Raw genomic sequence first — 15,624 nt, 5'->3', positions numbered from 1 at the left:
GAAGGAAGGCGAGTGGCGGTTTCAATGCGCAAGGGCCTTGTCGCTGCAGTGGTGGTTCTGGTGATAGCGGGGCTGGCGGTGATGGCGTGGCGCGCCGGCGGCGAACAGCCGGTGGCCGGGATCGTCCAGACTGTTGCCGTGCCGGAGTTGCCGCGATGAAGCGTCGTCATCTGTTTCTCGGCGCGGCGCTGGTGCTGACGTCGGGCTGGGCGCTGGCGCAGAACGGCCCCGAATCGCTGCTGCCCAAGGGCTTTGACGAGCCTGCCGCCCCCGCCGGACCCGCCGCGCAAAGCGGCCCGCGCGCGTCCTCGGGCGTGCCCACGCCCAAGGCGACCTCTACCCCGGTGGTGCAGCCGCTGCCGGGCATGCCCCCCATCACGCTGCCCGGCGAGAGCACGGTGGCAACCGCGCCGGTGCCGACCGGCATCCTTTCGCGCGTGCCGACGCTGGCCGAACTGGTGGCGATGACCCCGCAGGAGTTCGAGGCGCTGCTGGGCGCGCGGGCGCAGATCGACATGCCGCCGGGTGCCAAGCGTTCGCTCGATACGGTGGGGCTGATTGACGAGAGCGAGGGCGGCTTGCCGGCACCGTCGCTGGCGGCGCAGAACCCGTCACTGGTGCGGGTGGCGCTGCAATTCAACAAGGGCACGCTGGTATCGCGGTGGGGCCATATCCTGCTGCGCCGGGCACTGGCTTCGCGGTTGCAGGCACCCGCCGGAATGGACCCGGCCGAGTTCGCCGCGCTGCGCGTCGGCCTGCTGCTGCGCATGGGCGAGGGCGATGCGGCGCGGGCGCTTCTGCAAGACGTCGATATCGCCAACTACACCCCGGTCTATGCCCCGCTGGCGCTCGACGTCTATCAGCGCACCGCCGATTTCACCGGCCTGTGCCCGGTGACCGCCGTCCACGGCGAATTCAGCCAGGACGTGCGCTGGGACGCGACGCGCGCGATCTGCGAGGCGTTTCGGGGCAATGCGATGGCGGGGCTGTCGAGGCTCGACAAGATGCAGTCTCGCGGGCGGATGCCGCGCATCGACACGCTGCTGGCGCAGAAGTACGCAGGCGCAGCGGGCAAGGCGCGCCGCGCGGTGACCATCGAGTGGAAAGAGGCGGCAGACATGACGCCGTGGCGTTATGGCCTGGCGATCGGGGTGGGGCTCGAACCGCCCAAGGACCTGATGGCCAAGGCCGGGCGCGATTACGATTTCATCACCGCAACCGCGCCGATGGTGGGGCTGGAGCGCCGCGCCGCTGCCGCCGATCGCGCGGCGGGTGCCGGGGTGCTGTCCACCGCCGCGATGGTCGATCTCTACAGCCAGATCTATTCCGCGCAGGACATCACCGGAAGCTGGCAGGACCTCGCGACGTCCCTGCGTGACAGTTACGCCGGGAACAGCCCCGCCGATCGCCTTGCCGCGATGCAGGCGCTGTGGTCCGGGGCGGGCGGGCCGATCACCGGCTACGGCCGCAAGGTGCTGACCGCCGCCGCCGCCGCCCGGATACCCGCAGCGGTGGACATGGCGGACAATGCCGCGCCGCTGATCGCCTCGATGCTGGCGGCGGGCTATGACGCCAATGCGATGCGCTGGGCCCCGGTGGTCAACGCCGGGAGCGAGGGCTGGGCGCTGCTGGCGCTGGCCTCGCCGATATCCTCGCGCACCGTCGATACCGGAGCCATCGATACGTTTGCCGGTGCGGACGAGAGCGGCAACCGCCGCAAGAGCGCGTTCCTGATCGCCGGCCTTGCCGGGCTCGGGCGGCTCGGCGACGGCGATGTCCAGCGCTATTCCAGCGACATGGCGCTCAAGCTCGACAGCACGACGCGCTTCACGCAGGCGATCGATTCGGCCGCCGCGCGCGGCGATCAGGCCAGTGTGGCGCTGCTGGCCGGCTTTGGCATGCAGGGGCGGGATTGGGGCGGCATGACGCCGCGCTACCTGTTCCACATCGTCTCGGCGCTGAACCGGGTGGGGCTGGGCGCAGAGGCGCGGATGATCGCGGCCGAAGCCGTCGCGCGCGCATGATGATCCCAGGCGGCCGGGGCTAACGCGGGTGGCGGACGGACCGGAAACCGGGCCGGACGATCCTGTTGCACGGTTCCTCGCCATGCTCGCCGCCGAACGCGGAGCCGCTGCCAACACGCTTGCCGCCTATCGCCGCGATCTGGAAGCGGCGCGCGCGGTGCTGGGCGATCTGGCGGGGGCGGACGAGGCGGCGGTGGGCAGGCTGGCGGCGGCATGGTCGGACCTGGCCGCATCCTCGCTGGCGCGGCGCTGTTCTGCGTTGCGGCAGTTCTATGGTTTCCTGGTCGATGAGGGGATGCGCGACGGCGACCCGTCAGCCGCGCTGCCCCGGCCGCGCACGCGCCGGCCGCTGCCGCGCGTCCTTTCGCGCGACGATGTCGAACGGATGCTGCTGCGCGCCGAGGATGAGGCGAGCGCAGCGGGTGCCCCGCGCGAGGCGATCCGGCTCCTTACTCTGCTGGAACTGCTGTACGGATCGGGTCTTCGGGCGAGCGAGCTGGTCAGCCTGCCGATCGCGGCAGTCCCCCGCGACGCGCCGTTCCTTCACGTCACCGGCAAGGGCGGGCAACAGCGCATGGTGCCGGTCAGCACCCGCGCCCGCGCCGCACTGACCCGCTGGCTGGCGGTGCGCGGCGTGGGCAAGGCGGCGGCGAAGGGGCCGCGCTTCCTGTTTCCGTCATCGGGAGCGGCGGGGCACCTGACGCGGGTGCGGCTGTTCCAGTTGCTGCGCGGCCTCGCAGTGCGGGCCGGGATCGATCCGGCGCAGGTTTCTCCCCACGTCCTGCGCCATGCCTTCGCCACGCATTTGCTGGAGGGCGGGGCGGACCTGCGCGTGCTGCAGACCCTGCTGGGCCATGCCGACATCGCGACCACCCAGATCTACACCCATGTTGACAGCGCCAGGCTGGTCGAACTGGTCAATGCCCGTCACCCGCTCGGTCGTGCGGGGCGTTGACGCGGAACCCGAACACGCGGAACAATCAGAACGATATCAGGTTGCTGATGGGACAGGCGACAATGGGGATGCATATGAAAAGAGCAATTGGTTCGCGGCTGGTGCAAGTGGGCCTGCCGTTCATCGCGGTTGCCGTGGTCCTGCAAGCCTGCGCGGCGGACGGCACGGCCAGCGCCAAATCCAAGAGCGTGGCAAGCGCACCGCGCGCGATCAGCGCGACGGACAAGGCCGAAGGGGCCAAGGCGCACCCGCAACTGCTGGCGGAATTCGGCGGCGCGGTAACCGGCCCCCAGGCGAGCTATGTCACGTCTGTGGGGCAGAACATCGCGGTTCAGTCGGGCCTCGGCAATGCGCGTTCCGATTTTACCGTCACCCTGCTCAATTCGCCGGTCAATAACGCCTTCGCGATCCCCGGCGGCTATGTCTACGTGACTCGCCAGTTGACCGCGCTGATGAACAACGAGGCCGAACTGGCCGGGGTCCTCGGTCACGAGGTCGGCCATGTCGCCGCGCGGCACGCCGCGAAGCGCGAATCGGCAGCGAAGCGTAACCAGGTGCTGGGCGCGCTGGGTTCGATCCTGAGCGGAGTGCTGCTGGGCAATAACGAACTGGGCCAGTTGGGCCAGAAGGTCTTCTCTACCGGGTCGCAACTGCTGACGCTGAAATATTCGCGTGCGCAAGAGGAAGAGGCGGACAATCTGGGAATTACCTACCTCAAGCGGGCCGGATACGATCCGCGCGCGATGAGCACGGTGCTGGAAAGCCTGGCGCGGCAGAATGCGCTGGAAGCGCAACTTCGCGGCACGTCGAATCAGGTGCCCGAATGGGCCTCTACCCACCCCGATCCCGCCTCACGCGTGCGCGCGGCGATGACGCGGGCCGGGGCCAATGCCACCGGTACGCTCAATCGCGATACCTTCCTCTCGCGAATCGACGGGCTGGTCTATGGCGATGACCCCAAGCAGGGCATCGTCGACGGGCGAAACTTCACGCACCCGGTGCTGCGATTCGCATTTTCTGCGCCGGACGGCTTCTTCATGGTCAACGGCAGCAGCGCGGTGACCATCAGCGGGCAATCGGGGAAGGCACAGTTTTCGGGTGGCAAGCTGACCGGCACCCTCGATTCGTACATTCGCGCTGCTTTTGCCGCGCTCACCCCCAGCGGGCAGGCGCAGATCACCCCGTCGAGCATCGAATCGGCCAGCGTTAACGGCATTCCCGCCGCCTATGGCGTCGCCCGGGTGCAGGGTTCGAGCGGACAGATGGATGCCGTGGTCTTCGCTTACGACTTCGGCGGCGGGCAGGCGTACCACTTCGTGGCGCTGACGCAGGCGGGCAACGCCGGTATCTACAACTCCATGTTCAAGAGCCTGCACCGCATTTCGGCCAGCGAAGCCGGCAGCGTGAAGCCCCGGCAACTCGACGTCGTGACTGTCAAATCCGGCGACACCATCCAGTCGCTGGCTAACCGCATGGCATTCTCCGATGCCAAGCTGGAGCGGTTTCTGGTGCTGAACGGGCTGACCAGCACCTCCACGCTGAAGGCGGGGCAGCTCGTCAAGATCGTAACTTACTGATAGATTTAGCTATTACTGCGATCGGCCAAGCGCATGCGGCATCAGCACATACGAAAAGGGCGGCAGGATAACCTGCCGCCCTCATCCGTTTAGCTTTGCGTCGATCAGTTCGACGCTTCAACCTTACGAGTTGTTGACAGACGCCATGTTGGACGAGGTCTTCTCGAAGGTGGACTTGAGCTGCGAGCCCATGCCCTGCATCGCGGCGATCGCGGCAACGGCGATGAGAGCGGCGATCAGGCCGTATTCGATAGCGGTGGCGCCTTCTTCGTTGCGGCGCAGCTTGGCGAGAAACTTCATAGTCAGTCTCCTGGATGTAGCAGTCTGGTGTACCCGATCCGTTTTGCCCCTTTGGCCCCCCGGACAACTGCAGAATTAGGCGCGATTAGTTGAAAAAAGCTTAAGTGGGTCTACTGGCCCGCAGCGTTTGCTGCTTTTGTCGAAATGTCGTTCCACAACTGGGTCACCTCGGTGGCAAGGCCGGTGAGCGCGATGAACATCAGCAGCACGATGAACCCCAGGATCATCGCGTATTCGATTGTGCTCGCCGCGGTGCTGTCGTTGAAAAGCGACCGCAGGGTTTTGATGAATTCGCGAAAACCGGTCATGGCGTCCTTGCAGCTCGCCCGCAAAATAGGGTCCTGTGTGGCAGGTCACGGTTAATTCAAAGCTAAACGCCATGGTTGAACTGACAGAATATCCGACACATCCCGATCCCCCCGTGGCCCCGGCGCTGCTGGTGGCGGCCGTCGCGCTGATCGACGGGCAGGGCCATGTCCTGATGCACCAGCGGCCTCACAGTTCCGTGCATGGCGGGCTATGGGAATTTCCGGGTGGCAAGGTGGAAGCCGGGGAAACCCCCGAGGCGGCCGCCGCGCGCGAAATGGCAGAGGAACTGGGCATCGCGATCGATCCCGCCGCGCTGTGCCCGGTCGGCTTCGCCAGCGGCATGACCGTGCCTTCGTCCACAGGCGGTTCGTCCCGGTCGCTGGTGATCCTGCTCTATGCCGCGCGGCAGTGGACGGGCGAGCCGCAATTGCATGAAGGCGAGGCGATGGCCTGGCTGGACCCGCACCGAGTGCCCGCGCTGGCGATGCCCGAACTCGATTATCCGCTGGCCGCCGCGCTCATTGCCTGGGTGGAAAAAAATCTCTTCCCGCCAAGTGTCGAAAGGCGTTGACGGGGCCTCGATCCCTTTCTATTGGCCCCACTCCAACGCGCCCGTAGCTCAGCTGGATAGAGCATCAGACTACGAATCTGAGGGTCGGACGTTCGAATCGTTCCGGGCGCGCCATTCTTTTCAAAGCATGGCAATGGGGCTTCGGCCCTGCCACCTCGCAGGCGCGAGGAGGTGGTTTTGCGAGCATAGCTTCGCATGGCCACGACTGCGGGTCGTCCCGATGGCTGCGCGGCGGGCGCTACTCGCTGCACGGGTCAGGCGCGCCAAACCCCCTCACGCGAATCACCGTTCTTTCGGACGGGTAAAAGCGCCTTTCGCCATCAATCGCTGCGGCGCATGCGCGCTCGCCACGTCACGCGGCCGGCGTTGTGCTATGCAGAACTTTTTGCGCCCTGATTGAGGGCTGCGCGCGCGATGATGACCCTAACCGATTGAAAACCAGCCATGCTGCAATGCATCATTAATGGGCGAATGGAAAAATTTAAAATCTTAAAAAAGTAATAAAATTACCAAAATGTAGATCGGCGACGATTCTTCAGAGGCATGTGCGTAACTTTGGGAAAGTTTTTCCGCAGTCTAGGATAAAATGACAGTTCATGTTACAAATGTGCTGCGGAGAAGAACGCAGCGGCAAGGGCAGCACCTTGCCGACCATAAAAACAGAACAGGTCGTGGGGTCCGTTCGCCAGTCGCCGGGTCCCGCATGCGAGTAGGATGTGGTTCGATGAAGGTCGCTGAAGACAATGTTGTTGGAATGAACCGGGGCGCAAGCCGGTACACCGTGGCGGGCGGGATGTCCGCGCCGCGCGTCTATGCTGCGCATCGGTCTGCCGAAAGCGGGGAGGAGCACGATTCGCGCGGTCTGGTCGTCGCCATCGCGCTATGTCTCGCCTGCTGGGCGGCGCTGGGATATTTCCTTCTTTCCTGATACGCCCGTTCCCGGCGTTGGCATGCAGCGTCTCAGGGCGGGGTTATCGCACGGCAAGGGCATCTGACCGCCGGAGCGTGGCTTGCTTGCTGTGAGCCGCTACGGTCATCGGGGCGCTTGGGAACACTGCGGGTGATGCCTGGTTCCGATTGCATGGACCGGCAGGATTTCCCTCAAATTGATCGAGAGGACGACGAGTTCGGCGCTACTGGTCGCTCGGCGATGACCGTGCTGGTCATTCCCGCCGTGATCCTTGGTGTCGTCGCGGCTGTCGCCGCTTTTGCCGAACCCTTTTCGCGATTCCCGCAGGTATCGTCTCACGTTGCCGAGGCGACTGCGCGCTGACTGTGTCCGCGCAACAGTGGCCTATTCCGCCAGAAATGCTTTCACGTCAGCCATAAATCGATCGAACTGGTCGTGATGCAGCCAGTGCCCGGCGTTTTCGTATTCGATCAGCCGCGCGGTAGGGAGGCGTTCCAGCCGGCCGTCGATTGCCGGGCTGGTGGCGAAACTGTCCTTGCCGTAGAGGAGCAGTAGCGGGCAGGTGATTGCAGTCCAGATTTCATTCAGCAGCTCGGGCGTCAGGCTCGTCGTCGGCCAGACATGCAGGTAGTTGTCGTACTTCCAGCTCCAGGTTCCGTCCTCGTTGCGAGTGGTGCCGTGAACGGTCAGGTGGCGTGCCTTTTCGAGCGTCAGGAAGCCGTTGACCTCCTTCATCCGCGCGCAGGCGTCGGTGAGCGAGGTGTAGCGCTTGGGCATGCGGCCGGCCGTGTCGCGCTTGGCCGTGATCCACGCGCGCAGGCGCTCGGCCGGAGTACCCTTGCCCTTGTCGGGCAGTATGCTTTCAACCGGGCCCAGCCCTTCGATGTTGACGAACTTGCGCACTTTGTCCGGATAAAGCCCGGTAAACCGCGTGGCCACATTGCCTCCCAGCGAATGGCCGATGATCGTCACCTGCTCGCGCCCCAGCGTATGGACCAGCTGCGCAAAATCATAAACATAGGCGTCAAACCCATAATAGCCTTCGGGCGACCATTCGCTGTCGCCATGGCCGCGCAGGTCCGGGCAGATGATCCGCCAGTCCTGCATCAGCTCGCGGGCCACCCAGTCCCAACTGCGGCAGTGATCCTGCCCGCCGTGCTGGAGGATCAGCAAAGGCGCATCGCGATCGCCCCATTCCGCATAGTTGAGCCGCAAACGCTGCGACATGAAACGGTTCGAGGTCGGGCCGGGAATGGTGCTCATGGCGGACCACTTGGAGCGGCCTGACCGGAAAATCAATGCGCAGCCTGCCGAGCGCCCTGGAACCGGCATGGGGATAAAGCCCGGATTGCCGGGTGTGAACGAAATCGATGCCGTCGCCGTGCTTGGCAAAAGCCCCCTTCATACCCTATCTCGCCGGACGAAATCCGAAGAAGCGAAGAAGGCACTTCCCTTGGCCACAGCACACAAGACCCGCATGCTCATCATCGGATCGGGACCCGCCGGTCTTTCCGCCGCCATTTACGGAGCGCGCGCGGGGATGGAGCCGATCGTGGTGCAGGGCCTCCAGCCCGGCGGCCAGTTGACCATCACCACCGATGTCGAGAATTATCCCGGCTTTCGCGAGGTGATCCAGGGCCCCTGGCTGATGCAGGAGATGGAGGCGCAGGCCGTCCATGTCGGCACGCGGATGATGTATGACATCATCACCTCGGTCGATCTCTCGGGCCCGACATTCGTCGCCACCGGCGATAGCGGCGATACTTATGAGGGTGAGACGCTGGTGATTGCCACCGGTGCGCAAGCGCGCTGGCTGGGCGTTCCCGGCGAGCAGGAACTGTCCGGCAAGGGCGTGTCCGCCTGCGCCACCTGCGACGGGTTCTTCTATCGCGGCAAGAAGGTGGTCGTTATCGGCGGCGGCAACACTGCGGTCGAGGAAGCGCTCTACCTCACCAACCACTCCGACGACGTGACCCTGATCCACCGCCGCGACAGTCTGCGTTCGGAAAAGATCCTTCAGGACCGGCTGTTCGCCAATCCGAAGATATCGGTGATCTGGAACAAGAAGGTCGATCGCTTCATGCCGGGCGAAAATGGTGAGCTGCGCGCGCTGGCGCTGACCGATACGGTGACCGGCGAGCAGAGCGAGATCGTCACGGACGGCGCTTTCGTCGCCATCGGCCACGCCCCGGCGACGGAGCTGTTCAAGGGCAAGCTGGCGATGGACGATACCGGCTATCTGCTGGTGGAAGCGGGCACGCCCAAGACGGCGATCCCGGGGGTCTATGCCGCCGGAGACGTATCGGACCACGTCTACCGCCAGGCCATCACCGCCGCCGGTGCGGGCTGCATGGCCGCCCTCGATGCCGAACGCTATCTGGCAGAGCGCGAGTTCGAGCGGCTGAAAGCGGAAGTCGCAGCCTGATCCTCCGCGAAACGGGGAGGGGAACCACCCGCAGGGTGGTGGAGGGGCACCTTCGTGTTACGGTACGGCTGCAGACGGGCGTTCCGTAAACCGCCTGTGCCCCTCCACCATGCTGCGCATGGTCCCCCTCCCCCAAGGAGGAGGACGCCTAACCTTCCAGCACTTCCAGCACCTGGCTGACCAACCAGTCCTGCGCCTCGTCCTCGACGAAGCTGTGCGAGGCTTGCGGGCAGGTGCGCAGGCGGGGATCGTTCCGGTTCCAGCGTGACAGGAAGGCAAGGCCGGTACGGTCGCGCCCGGCGATGAGGAAACGCACCGAGCCATCGAAACCCTGCAAGCCGTCGGATATCTCGCCGGCCAGCCCCGTTGGCCTTACGCTTTGCGGCGGGGCCGGGCGGGCGGCGGCGAACAGGCTGCGGGCGAGCTTGACCAGCGAGACCTTGCCCGTCAGCAAGCGGCGGATCGCGGCGGGATCGGCCAGTCGACGGCGGTAATGATCGCGCACCACTTCAGCCGGGGCGGCTTCGTTGTCGTTCTCGATCGTCCAGGGATTGCCCAGCACCAGCGCATCGCACTCCGCGCCGCGCGCCAGCATCAGCGCGCTGGCAGCATCGCAGTTGCCGAAGCCGACGACGCGCGACAGCCACGGGCAGCGTTCGTGAAAAGCGGTGAGGGCGGCGGCGATGTCCGGGCCGCTTGAACGGAACTCCGCGTTCACGCCTTCGCTATCGCCCACACCGCGCCGGTCGAAGCGCATCACCGGATAGCCCTGCATGGCGATCTCGGCGGCCAGCAGGGCCTGGCCGTTCCAGGCTCCGGCGCGCACTTCGTTGCCGCCGCTGACGATCAGCAGGCCGGTTGATCCCGGCGCTTCATCCAGAGTGCCGATCAGCCGCGCGCCGGCGCAGTCGAAGGCGAAGTGGTGGCGGGTCATGCGTTCAGTCCGATCGCGAGCGTTGCCGCCAGCGCATCGGCCTGCTTGGGATTTTCGCCCGGCTCGGCACGCAGCCACAGGCCGGAACCGCCGATATCGTCCTGCGCGATCACGGTGGCGTCGGCCTGCGGGGCCATCGTCGCGAACTGCATGTAGAAGTCGCGGCCGAGCGGATAGCCGGCCAGCACGATCCCGTCCTCATGCGCCAAGGCGTCCAGACTGTCACGATCCTCCTCGCGGCCGGCTTCGCGCGCGGACAGGACCCGGGCGCGCAGCATCTGGCGCAGGATCGCGCTGCCCTTGACCGGGGCATAGTGCCAGCCGGGCAGGTGGCCCGGCGTGAACAGGCAGCCGCCGCGAATGCCCAGCGCATGGGTGGCACCGAAGTGACGCGCGGCGGCGACCATGGCGTCAAGCCAGTCGGCGGTGTCCTGGAATTCGAGTGGCTGCAGGCTTTCGTTGCAGCCGGGCAGATCGGGCAGCACGCAATCGATGCCGGCCCCGTCGAGCCGGCGCATGACATCGACGGTCAGCCGGCGCAGGCGGTTGCCTTCATCGAACAGGGCAGGGACGATCAGCAGGCGCGTTTCCCGCCCGTGATCGAAGATCAGCGCATACTCCCGGGCCTGGCCGCCGCCCGGCAGGGGGCAAGGCCATGTAGCCGGGACCACGCTTCAGGCTCCGGTAGAGGCCGTGCCTTCGCGCTTGCGGATCGCGAAGGCGAGCAGGCCGCCATAGGTTTCCAGCATCTCGCCATCGATCTCGTCATCATCGATGACGATGTCCAGCCGGTCTTCCAGTTCGGTCAGCAGACCGGCGACGGCCATCGAATCCAGTTCAGGCAGATGGCCGAACAGGCCGGTCTGCGCGTCGAAGCCGGCCACCCGGTCCGGTGCCAGGCCGAGCACGCTGGCCAGAATGCCACGCAGCAACTGATCGGTTACGGTATCGGACATGGCCCCCGGATGTCGGCTTGTTAACGAAAGGGCTGGGCTCTAGCCCCGCTTCGCCCATCGGGCAAGGCGTCGCAAGGCGAATTTTGCCAGAAACGGCCAATTTCGCGGGGCAGCGGGACGGATCAGCGTCAGGCTGTAGCGTGGGCGCACCAGTTCCATCCAGTCGCGCTTGTAGGGATTGTCGCCGGTGCCGAAATCGATTCCCGATACCAGATCAACATCGATGACATGGCGGAACAGCGCCGCGCTGAGCACGGAGCCGGGCGAGACACCTTTGGCGCTTTCGCGGTGGGCAAGCTTGTGGATGAAGGCAGTGCCGCCCTCCACCGTCCACATCTGCGCCGCGACAGGCTCTCCCCCCACGTGGGCGATGCCCAGTCGCAGCCGTCCGGCCGCGCCTTCGGCCTCCGCAAAGGCGCGCAGGAATGCCGGGCTGCCTTCTTCGGGCTTCCAGCTTTCGGCATAGATATCTTCGTAAGCGGCCCAGATGGCAGGATCGAAGTGGGTCAGCACGCGCACATCGACCTTGCCGCTCTTGCGCTTGAGGGTGGTGCGCAAGGGGCCGGGACGGCCGGAAAGATAGGTCTGATAATCGCGGCCCTGGAGGGCCAGAACATGGTTGGTGTCGCACTCGGCGCGGATGCCCAGCCAGCCGGCGGCGCGGAACGCGCGTTCCACCAGCGTGGCGCTGCCATCCTCGTCAGGCAGCCCGGAGAGGACGATCCGCGCATGCGCCCCCGCCAGATCGCGGGCGAGGGCGGCGAGCAACGCCGGGGCGGCATGTCCGTCGGTCAGGATCGGGCGGAACCGGAAGGTGTACCAGTTGGCCAGCGCCCGTGGCCCGTCCTTGCCCAGCGTCAAGGGCAGCACCGCAGCATCGTCGCCATCGCGCGCGATCGCCATCAGCGGGGCCAGGCCGCAATGCTGTTCCAGCGCCTGCCACCACGCCAGCCGGTCGAATGGCGCGCGCTGCCGGTCGGCCGAGAGCAGCGGGCCGAGCAGCGCGTCCGATTGGACTTCCTTAAGGTCGCGAGTGTATGCGATGGCAATCACGGTATTCCTGAACCTCTCGGAGCCTTTCGTCCGTCATGCGCGGCCAGACCGAAAACCCGATCCTGCCGCTCGATCATCTTGCCCTGCGCGGCGAAGATGATGCCGACGCGCTGGTGCTGCGTGATCGCACGCTTAGCTACAAGGACTTAAGATCGCGTGTCGGCCTGCTGGCGGGCTGGCTGCGCGGGATGGTGCCCGAGCGCGGCGGCCGGGTGGCGAGCTGGGCGGCGAAGGGCGAGCTGACTTGCCTGATGCCGCTGGCGGCTGCGCGGGCGGGGCTGGTCCATGTTCCCGTCAACCCGCTGCTCAAGCACGCGCAGGTAGCGCATATTCTGGCTGATAGCGGCGCGGCGCTGCTGATCGGCAACGCGGCGCGGCTGGCCTCGCTGGGTGAGGGCGATGTGCCCGCAGACTGTTTGGTGATCGAGGAGAACGCGGCGTGGGAAGCCGCGTCCGCAGCCGGGGTCGCGTTGCCGCCGGGCGATGGCGGGGCGGATGAACTGGCGGCGATCCTTTACACCAGCGGCTCCACCGGCAGGCCCAAGGGGGTCATGCTCAGCCATGCCAATATGGTGCTGGGGGCGCACAGCGTGGCGCAATATCTTGGCATGGATGCCAGCGACCGGACGCTGGCGGTGCTGCCGCTATCGTTCGATTATGGGCAGAATCAGCTTTTCAGCACCTGGCATGCCGGCGGCTGCGTTGTCCCGCTCGACTATCTGCTGGCGCGTGATGTGGTAAAGGCGGTTGCGCGTCATGGCATAACCACGCTGGCGGCGGTGCCGCCGCTTTGGGTCCAGCTTGCCGAGCTTGAGTGGCCGGCCGAGACCGCCGCCCATCTGCGCCGCCTGACCAACAGCGGCGGCGCGCTGACGGTCGATCTGGTACGGCGGCTGCGGGCACTGTTTCCTCAGGCGCGGCTGTTCCCGATGTACGGGCTGACCGAGGCATTCCGATCGACCTATCTCGATCCCGCGCTGGTCGACAGCCATCCGACATCGATGGGCAAGGCTATCCCCCATGCCGAGATCCTGGTCATCGACGATGCCGGGGCGGTGGCGGCTGACGGCGCGGAGGGCGAACTGGTTCACTGCGGCCCGCTGGTGGCGCAAGGGTACTGGCGCGATGCCGCGCGCACCGCCGAGCGGTTCCGGCCCGCCCCGGCGGCGTCCACTTATGGCGGGACCGCCGTGTGGTCCGGCGATCGGGTCCGGCGCGATGCGCAAGGGCTGCTCTATTTCGTCGGCCGCCGCGATGCGATGATCAAGACGGCGGGCAACCGCGTCAGCCCGCAAGAGGTGGAGGAGGCCGCGCTGGCGACCGGCCTCGTCGCCGAGGCGGTGGCGCTGGGCGTGCCCGATGCGCGGCTGGGCCACGCGATTCACCTTGTCGTGCGCGCCAGCGCCGATGCCGACGATGCCGAAACGGCGCTGCCAGGACGATTGATGCAGGAACTTCCCAACTTCATGCAGCCCAAGGCGATCCACTGGCGCGCCGCGATGCCGACTGGCCCGAACGGCAAGATCGACCGCGCCGGCCTGCTGGCGGAGCTGGTCGCGTGAAGCCGCTGGGCCCGATCCCTGCCGGTTTCGAAGCGCGCGACGGCGTATTGGTGGTCGGCGGGAGACCGGTGACGCAGTGGGTGGAGGAAGCCGGGGGCACGCCGCTCTTCCTCTATGCAGCCGATCGGCTGCGCGCGCAGGTGGCGCGGCTGCGGGCGGCGCTGCCGCCGCGTCTGGCGTTGCACTATGCCGTGAAGGCCAACCCCTTCGTGCCGCTGCTGGAACTGATGGCGGGGCTGGTCGATGGCTTCGATATCGCTTCGGGCGGCGAACTGGCGATCACCGCCAAGGCCGGGATCGATCCGCGCCTTGTCAGCTTTGCCGGGCCTGGCAAGCGCGATGCCGAACTCGAAGCGGCGATCGTTGCCGGGGTAACGCTCAACCTCGAATCCGAAAACGAGGCGCGGCGCGCGCTGGCGCTGGGCGAGCGGCTGGGCGTGGTCCCGCGCCTGGCAATCCGCGTCAATCCGGATTTCGATCTCAAGGGATCGGGCATGAAGATGGGCGGCGGTGCCAAGCCGTTCGGGCTGGATGCCGAGCGAGTGCCCGCGCTCGCCCGCGAAATCGCTGCGGCCGGGGCGGAATGGCGCGGCTTTCACATATTCGCCGGCAGCCAGGCGCTGGACGCGGCCGCGATTGCCGAAACGCAGGGGCAGACGCTGGAGCTGGCCGCGCGGCTGGCCGACGAATGCGGACTGCCGCTGGTCCATTGCAACCTGGGCGGCGGTTTCGGGATTCCGTACTTCCCCGGAGAAGCGCCGCTTGATCTCGATTTCGTCGGGGCCCGTCTCGCCGAACGGTTCGAGCGGTTGCCCGATGTGTTGCAGGACACCGCGTTCTGCATCGAACTTGGCCGTTATCTGGTAGGAGAATTAGGGGTTTATCTGACGCGGGTAGTAGATCGCAAAGTCAGCCATGGCGAAGTTTTCCTGATAACGGATGGCGGCATGCACCACCAGCTTGCGGCATCCGGCAACTTCGGCACGGTGGTGCGCCGCAACTATCCCAGCGCCATCGCCACCCGCTTCGGGGCGGAGGTGGAGGAAGAGGCGAGCATCGTTGGTTGCCTGTGCACCCCGCTGGACAAGCTGGCCGACAAGGGCGGTTTTCCGCGCGCCGAGGTGGGCGATCTGGTGGCGGTGTTCTGCGCCGGGGCCTATGGAGCCAGTGCCAGCCCGATGGCATTCCTGGGGCAGGGGCCGGCGCTGGAACTGCTGGTTTAGCGGTATTAACGCTTTGCCCCGGCCGCTGTCCCGAAACGGGAACGCGATCGATTTGATGGCCCAAGGCTAACGCAATATTCACCCTTTTTTCCGATAGCTCGACTTGGATTTTGCCAGGACCCCGCGCGTGAAGATCGCGATGCGGGGGCCGGGCCAACCAGGAAAGAGCCCCGGACCGTGTCATTTCGACCCCACCGCCTGACCCGTTTGCTGGCTGGAACGGCCCTTGCGAGCGTGGCGCTTGCCGGCTGTTCCACCGCTTCGGGGCCAGAGCTTCCGCCCGCTTCGTTCGTGTCGATGCAGGAAGGCCCCGGCGAGGAATACGTGATCGGCCCGCTCGACGATCTGACGATCTTCGTGTGGCGCAATCCCGAACTGGGGGCCAAGGTTCAGGTCCGCCCGGACGGGCGCATCACCACGCCGCTGATTTCCGACATGCCGGCGGTGGGCAAGACCCCGGCGATGCTGGCAGAAGATATTCGCCTGCAGCTTTCCCAGTACATCGAGGACCCGCTCGTGTCCGTCATCGTCAACGGTTTCGCCGGCACGTACAGCCAGCAGATCCGCGTCGTCGGGGCGACCGAGAAGCCGGCTTCCATTCCTTACCGCGCCAACATGACCGTCCTCGACGCGATGATCGCGGTGGGCGGCCTGTCGGAATATGCGGCGGGCAACAAGGCCCGGCTGGTCCGCTTCGACAAGGCAAGCGGCAAGCAGAAGGAATACGCGCTGCGCCTGGGCGACCTCCTCAAGAAGGGCGACAGCAAGGCGAACGTCATGCTGAGCCCGGGCGATGTGATCATCATCCCCGAAAGCATGTTCTGA

At 66.1% G+C, this 15,624-nt stretch carries 18 protein-coding genes and 1 tRNA gene; 12 read left to right on the top strand and 7 right to left on the bottom strand.

Annotation, left to right across the window (positions count from 1 at the left end; all coding sequences use genetic code 11):
• The first annotated feature begins 12 nt into the window (after positions 1 to 12).
• The 4 genes from IE122_RS12365 to IE122_RS12350 all read left to right on the top strand — a co-directional run bounded on the left by IE122_RS12365 (position 13) and on the right by IE122_RS12350 (position 4,556).
• Positions 13 to 159 carry a hypothetical protein gene (locus IE122_RS12365; RefSeq protein ID WP_189621485.1) on the top strand — a complete coding sequence of 49 codons (147 nt, stop codon included), beginning with the start codon at positions 13 to 15 and terminating at the stop codon, positions 157 to 159.
• On the top strand, positions 156 to 2,024 hold the full coding sequence (locus IE122_RS12360) for a hypothetical protein (protein ID WP_189621484.1): 1,869 nt from the start codon (positions 156 to 158) through the stop codon (positions 2,022 to 2,024). The genes IE122_RS12365 and IE122_RS12360 overlap by 4 nt, the downstream gene beginning before the upstream one ends.
• Before the next feature lie 28 nt (positions 2,025 to 2,052).
• A complete protein-coding gene (locus IE122_RS12355; RefSeq protein WP_268249019.1) occupies positions 2,053 to 2,979 on the top strand; it encodes a tyrosine recombinase in 927 nt (308 codons plus the stop codon).
• A 74-nt stretch (positions 2,980 to 3,053) separates the two neighbouring features.
• Positions 3,054 to 4,556 (top strand): M48 family metalloprotease, encoded by a 1,503-nt coding sequence (locus tag IE122_RS12350; RefSeq protein ID WP_189621483.1) that lies wholly within the window; start codon positions 3,054 to 3,056, stop codon positions 4,554 to 4,556.
• A 123-nt stretch (positions 4,557 to 4,679) separates the two neighbouring features.
• Here the strand turns inward: IE122_RS12350 and IE122_RS12345 are convergent, their stop codons facing one another.
• Positions 4,680 to 4,856: a Flp family type IVb pilin gene (locus IE122_RS12345; protein ID WP_189621482.1), complete on the bottom strand. Its 177-nt coding sequence runs from the start codon at positions 4,854 to 4,856 to the stop codon at positions 4,680 to 4,682.
• 110 nt (positions 4,857 to 4,966) lie between these two features.
• On the bottom strand, positions 4,967 to 5,164 hold the full coding sequence (locus IE122_RS12340; protein WP_189621481.1) for a Flp family type IVb pilin: 198 nt from the start codon (positions 5,162 to 5,164) through the stop codon (positions 4,967 to 4,969).
• 71 nt (positions 5,165 to 5,235) lie between these two features.
• On the opposite strand from IE122_RS12340, the gene IE122_RS12335 reads away from it, so the two are divergent.
• The 4 genes from IE122_RS12335 to IE122_RS12320 all read left to right on the top strand — a co-directional run bounded on the left by IE122_RS12335 (position 5,236) and on the right by IE122_RS12320 (position 7,009).
• Positions 5,236 to 5,736 (top strand): NUDIX domain-containing protein, encoded by a 501-nt coding sequence (locus IE122_RS12335; RefSeq protein WP_189621480.1) that lies wholly within the window; start codon positions 5,236 to 5,238, stop codon positions 5,734 to 5,736.
• A 37-nt stretch (positions 5,737 to 5,773) separates the two neighbouring features.
• Positions 5,774 to 5,850, top strand: a tRNA-Arg gene (locus tag IE122_RS12330).
• 610 nt (positions 5,851 to 6,460) lie between these two features.
• Positions 6,461 to 6,664 (top strand): hypothetical protein, encoded by a 204-nt coding sequence (locus IE122_RS12325; RefSeq protein ID WP_189621479.1) that lies wholly within the window; start codon positions 6,461 to 6,463, stop codon positions 6,662 to 6,664.
• A 153-nt stretch (positions 6,665 to 6,817) separates the two neighbouring features.
• Entirely contained in the window at positions 6,818 to 7,009 is a 192-nt protein-coding gene (locus IE122_RS12320; protein ID WP_189621478.1) for a hypothetical protein, read from the top strand.
• A 21-nt stretch (positions 7,010 to 7,030) separates the two neighbouring features.
• Here IE122_RS12320 and IE122_RS12315 read toward each other — a convergent pair whose 3' ends face one another.
• Positions 7,031 to 7,909: an alpha/beta fold hydrolase gene (locus IE122_RS12315; RefSeq protein WP_189621477.1), complete on the bottom strand. Its 879-nt coding sequence runs from the start codon at positions 7,907 to 7,909 to the stop codon at positions 7,031 to 7,033.
• Positions 7,910 to 8,099: 190 nt separating this feature from the next.
• Between IE122_RS12315 and trxB the strand changes: the two genes are divergently transcribed.
• Positions 8,100 to 9,071 (top strand): thioredoxin-disulfide reductase, encoded by a 972-nt coding sequence (trxB, locus tag IE122_RS12310; RefSeq protein ID WP_189621476.1) that lies wholly within the window; start codon positions 8,100 to 8,102, stop codon positions 9,069 to 9,071.
• 148 nt (positions 9,072 to 9,219) lie between these two features.
• Here the strand turns inward: trxB and IE122_RS12305 are convergent, their stop codons facing one another.
• From IE122_RS12305 to IE122_RS12290, 4 genes are read right to left on the bottom strand one after another with little or no spacing between them, the layout of a single operon-like run.
• On the bottom strand, positions 9,220 to 10,005 hold the full coding sequence (locus tag IE122_RS12305) for a hydrolase 1, exosortase A system-associated (protein ID WP_189621475.1): 786 nt from the start codon (positions 10,003 to 10,005) through the stop codon (positions 9,220 to 9,222).
• Positions 10,002 to 10,676, bottom strand: a complete 675-nt coding sequence (locus IE122_RS12300; protein WP_189621474.1) for an alpha/beta hydrolase family protein — start codon at positions 10,674 to 10,676, stop codon at positions 10,002 to 10,004. Before IE122_RS12300 ends, IE122_RS12305 begins: the two co-directional genes overlap by 4 nt.
• A gap of 3 nt (positions 10,677 to 10,679) precedes the next feature.
• The gene (locus IE122_RS12295; RefSeq protein WP_189621473.1) at positions 10,680 to 10,961 is read right to left on the bottom strand and encodes an acyl carrier protein; all 282 of its coding nucleotides are present in this window, start codon (positions 10,959 to 10,961) and stop codon (positions 10,680 to 10,682) included.
• Between the two features lie 39 nt (positions 10,962 to 11,000).
• Positions 11,001 to 12,014 (bottom strand): GNAT family N-acetyltransferase, encoded by a 1,014-nt coding sequence (locus IE122_RS12290; protein ID WP_189621472.1) that lies wholly within the window; start codon positions 12,012 to 12,014, stop codon positions 11,001 to 11,003.
• Between the two features lie 35 nt (positions 12,015 to 12,049).
• On the opposite strand from IE122_RS12290, the gene IE122_RS12285 reads away from it, so the two are divergent.
• The 3 genes from IE122_RS12285 to IE122_RS12275 all read left to right on the top strand — a co-directional run bounded on the left by IE122_RS12285 (position 12,050) and on the right by IE122_RS12275 (position 15,624).
• Positions 12,050 to 13,576 carry an acyl-CoA ligase (AMP-forming), exosortase A system-associated gene (locus IE122_RS12285; protein WP_189621471.1) on the top strand — a complete coding sequence of 509 codons (1,527 nt, stop codon included), beginning with the start codon at positions 12,050 to 12,052 and terminating at the stop codon, positions 13,574 to 13,576.
• Positions 13,573 to 14,799 carry a pyridoxal-dependent decarboxylase, exosortase A system-associated gene (locus tag IE122_RS12280; protein WP_189621470.1) on the top strand — a complete coding sequence of 409 codons (1,227 nt, stop codon included), beginning with the start codon at positions 13,573 to 13,575 and terminating at the stop codon, positions 14,797 to 14,799. The genes IE122_RS12285 and IE122_RS12280 overlap by 4 nt, the downstream gene beginning before the upstream one ends.
• 177 nt (positions 14,800 to 14,976) lie before the next feature.
• Entirely contained in the window at positions 14,977 to 15,624 is a 648-nt protein-coding gene (locus IE122_RS12275) for an XrtA/PEP-CTERM system exopolysaccharide export protein (RefSeq protein ID WP_189621469.1), read from the top strand.

This window comes from Novosphingobium colocasiae, assembly GCF_014652555.1.
Taxonomy (GTDB): domain Bacteria; phylum Pseudomonadota; class Alphaproteobacteria; order Sphingomonadales; family Sphingomonadaceae; genus Novosphingobium; species Novosphingobium colocasiae.
This window is presented reverse-complemented; position numbering and strand designations above follow the sequence as displayed.

Coding starts and splice junctions, on each gene's coding strand:
- IE122_RS12325 (WP_189621479.1), top strand. CDS start 6,461: ATGAAGGTCGCTGAAGACAATGTTGTTGGAATGAACCGGGGCGCAAGC.
- IE122_RS12335 (WP_189621480.1), top strand. CDS start 5,236: ATGGTTGAACTGACAGAATATCCGACACATCCCGATCCCCCCGTGGCC.
- IE122_RS12305 (WP_189621475.1), bottom strand. CDS start 10,005: ATGACCCGCCACCACTTCGCCTTCGACTGCGCCGGCGCGCGGCTGATC.
- IE122_RS12320 (WP_189621478.1), top strand. CDS start 6,818: ATGGACCGGCAGGATTTCCCTCAAATTGATCGAGAGGACGACGAGTTC.
- IE122_RS12345 (WP_189621482.1), bottom strand. CDS start 4,856: ATGAAGTTTCTCGCCAAGCTGCGCCGCAACGAAGAAGGCGCCACCGCT.
- IE122_RS12295 (WP_189621473.1), bottom strand. CDS start 10,961: ATGTCCGATACCGTAACCGATCAGTTGCTGCGTGGCATTCTGGCCAGC.
- IE122_RS12285 (WP_189621471.1), top strand. CDS start 12,050: ATGCGCGGCCAGACCGAAAACCCGATCCTGCCGCTCGATCATCTTGCC.
- IE122_RS12315 (WP_189621477.1), bottom strand. CDS start 7,909: ATGAGCACCATTCCCGGCCCGACCTCGAACCGTTTCATGTCGCAGCGT.
- IE122_RS12340 (WP_189621481.1), bottom strand. CDS start 5,164: ATGACCGGTTTTCGCGAATTCATCAAAACCCTGCGGTCGCTTTTCAAC.
- IE122_RS12360 (WP_189621484.1), top strand. CDS start 156: ATGAAGCGTCGTCATCTGTTTCTCGGCGCGGCGCTGGTGCTGACGTCG.
- IE122_RS12350 (WP_189621483.1), top strand. CDS start 3,054: ATGAAAAGAGCAATTGGTTCGCGGCTGGTGCAAGTGGGCCTGCCGTTC.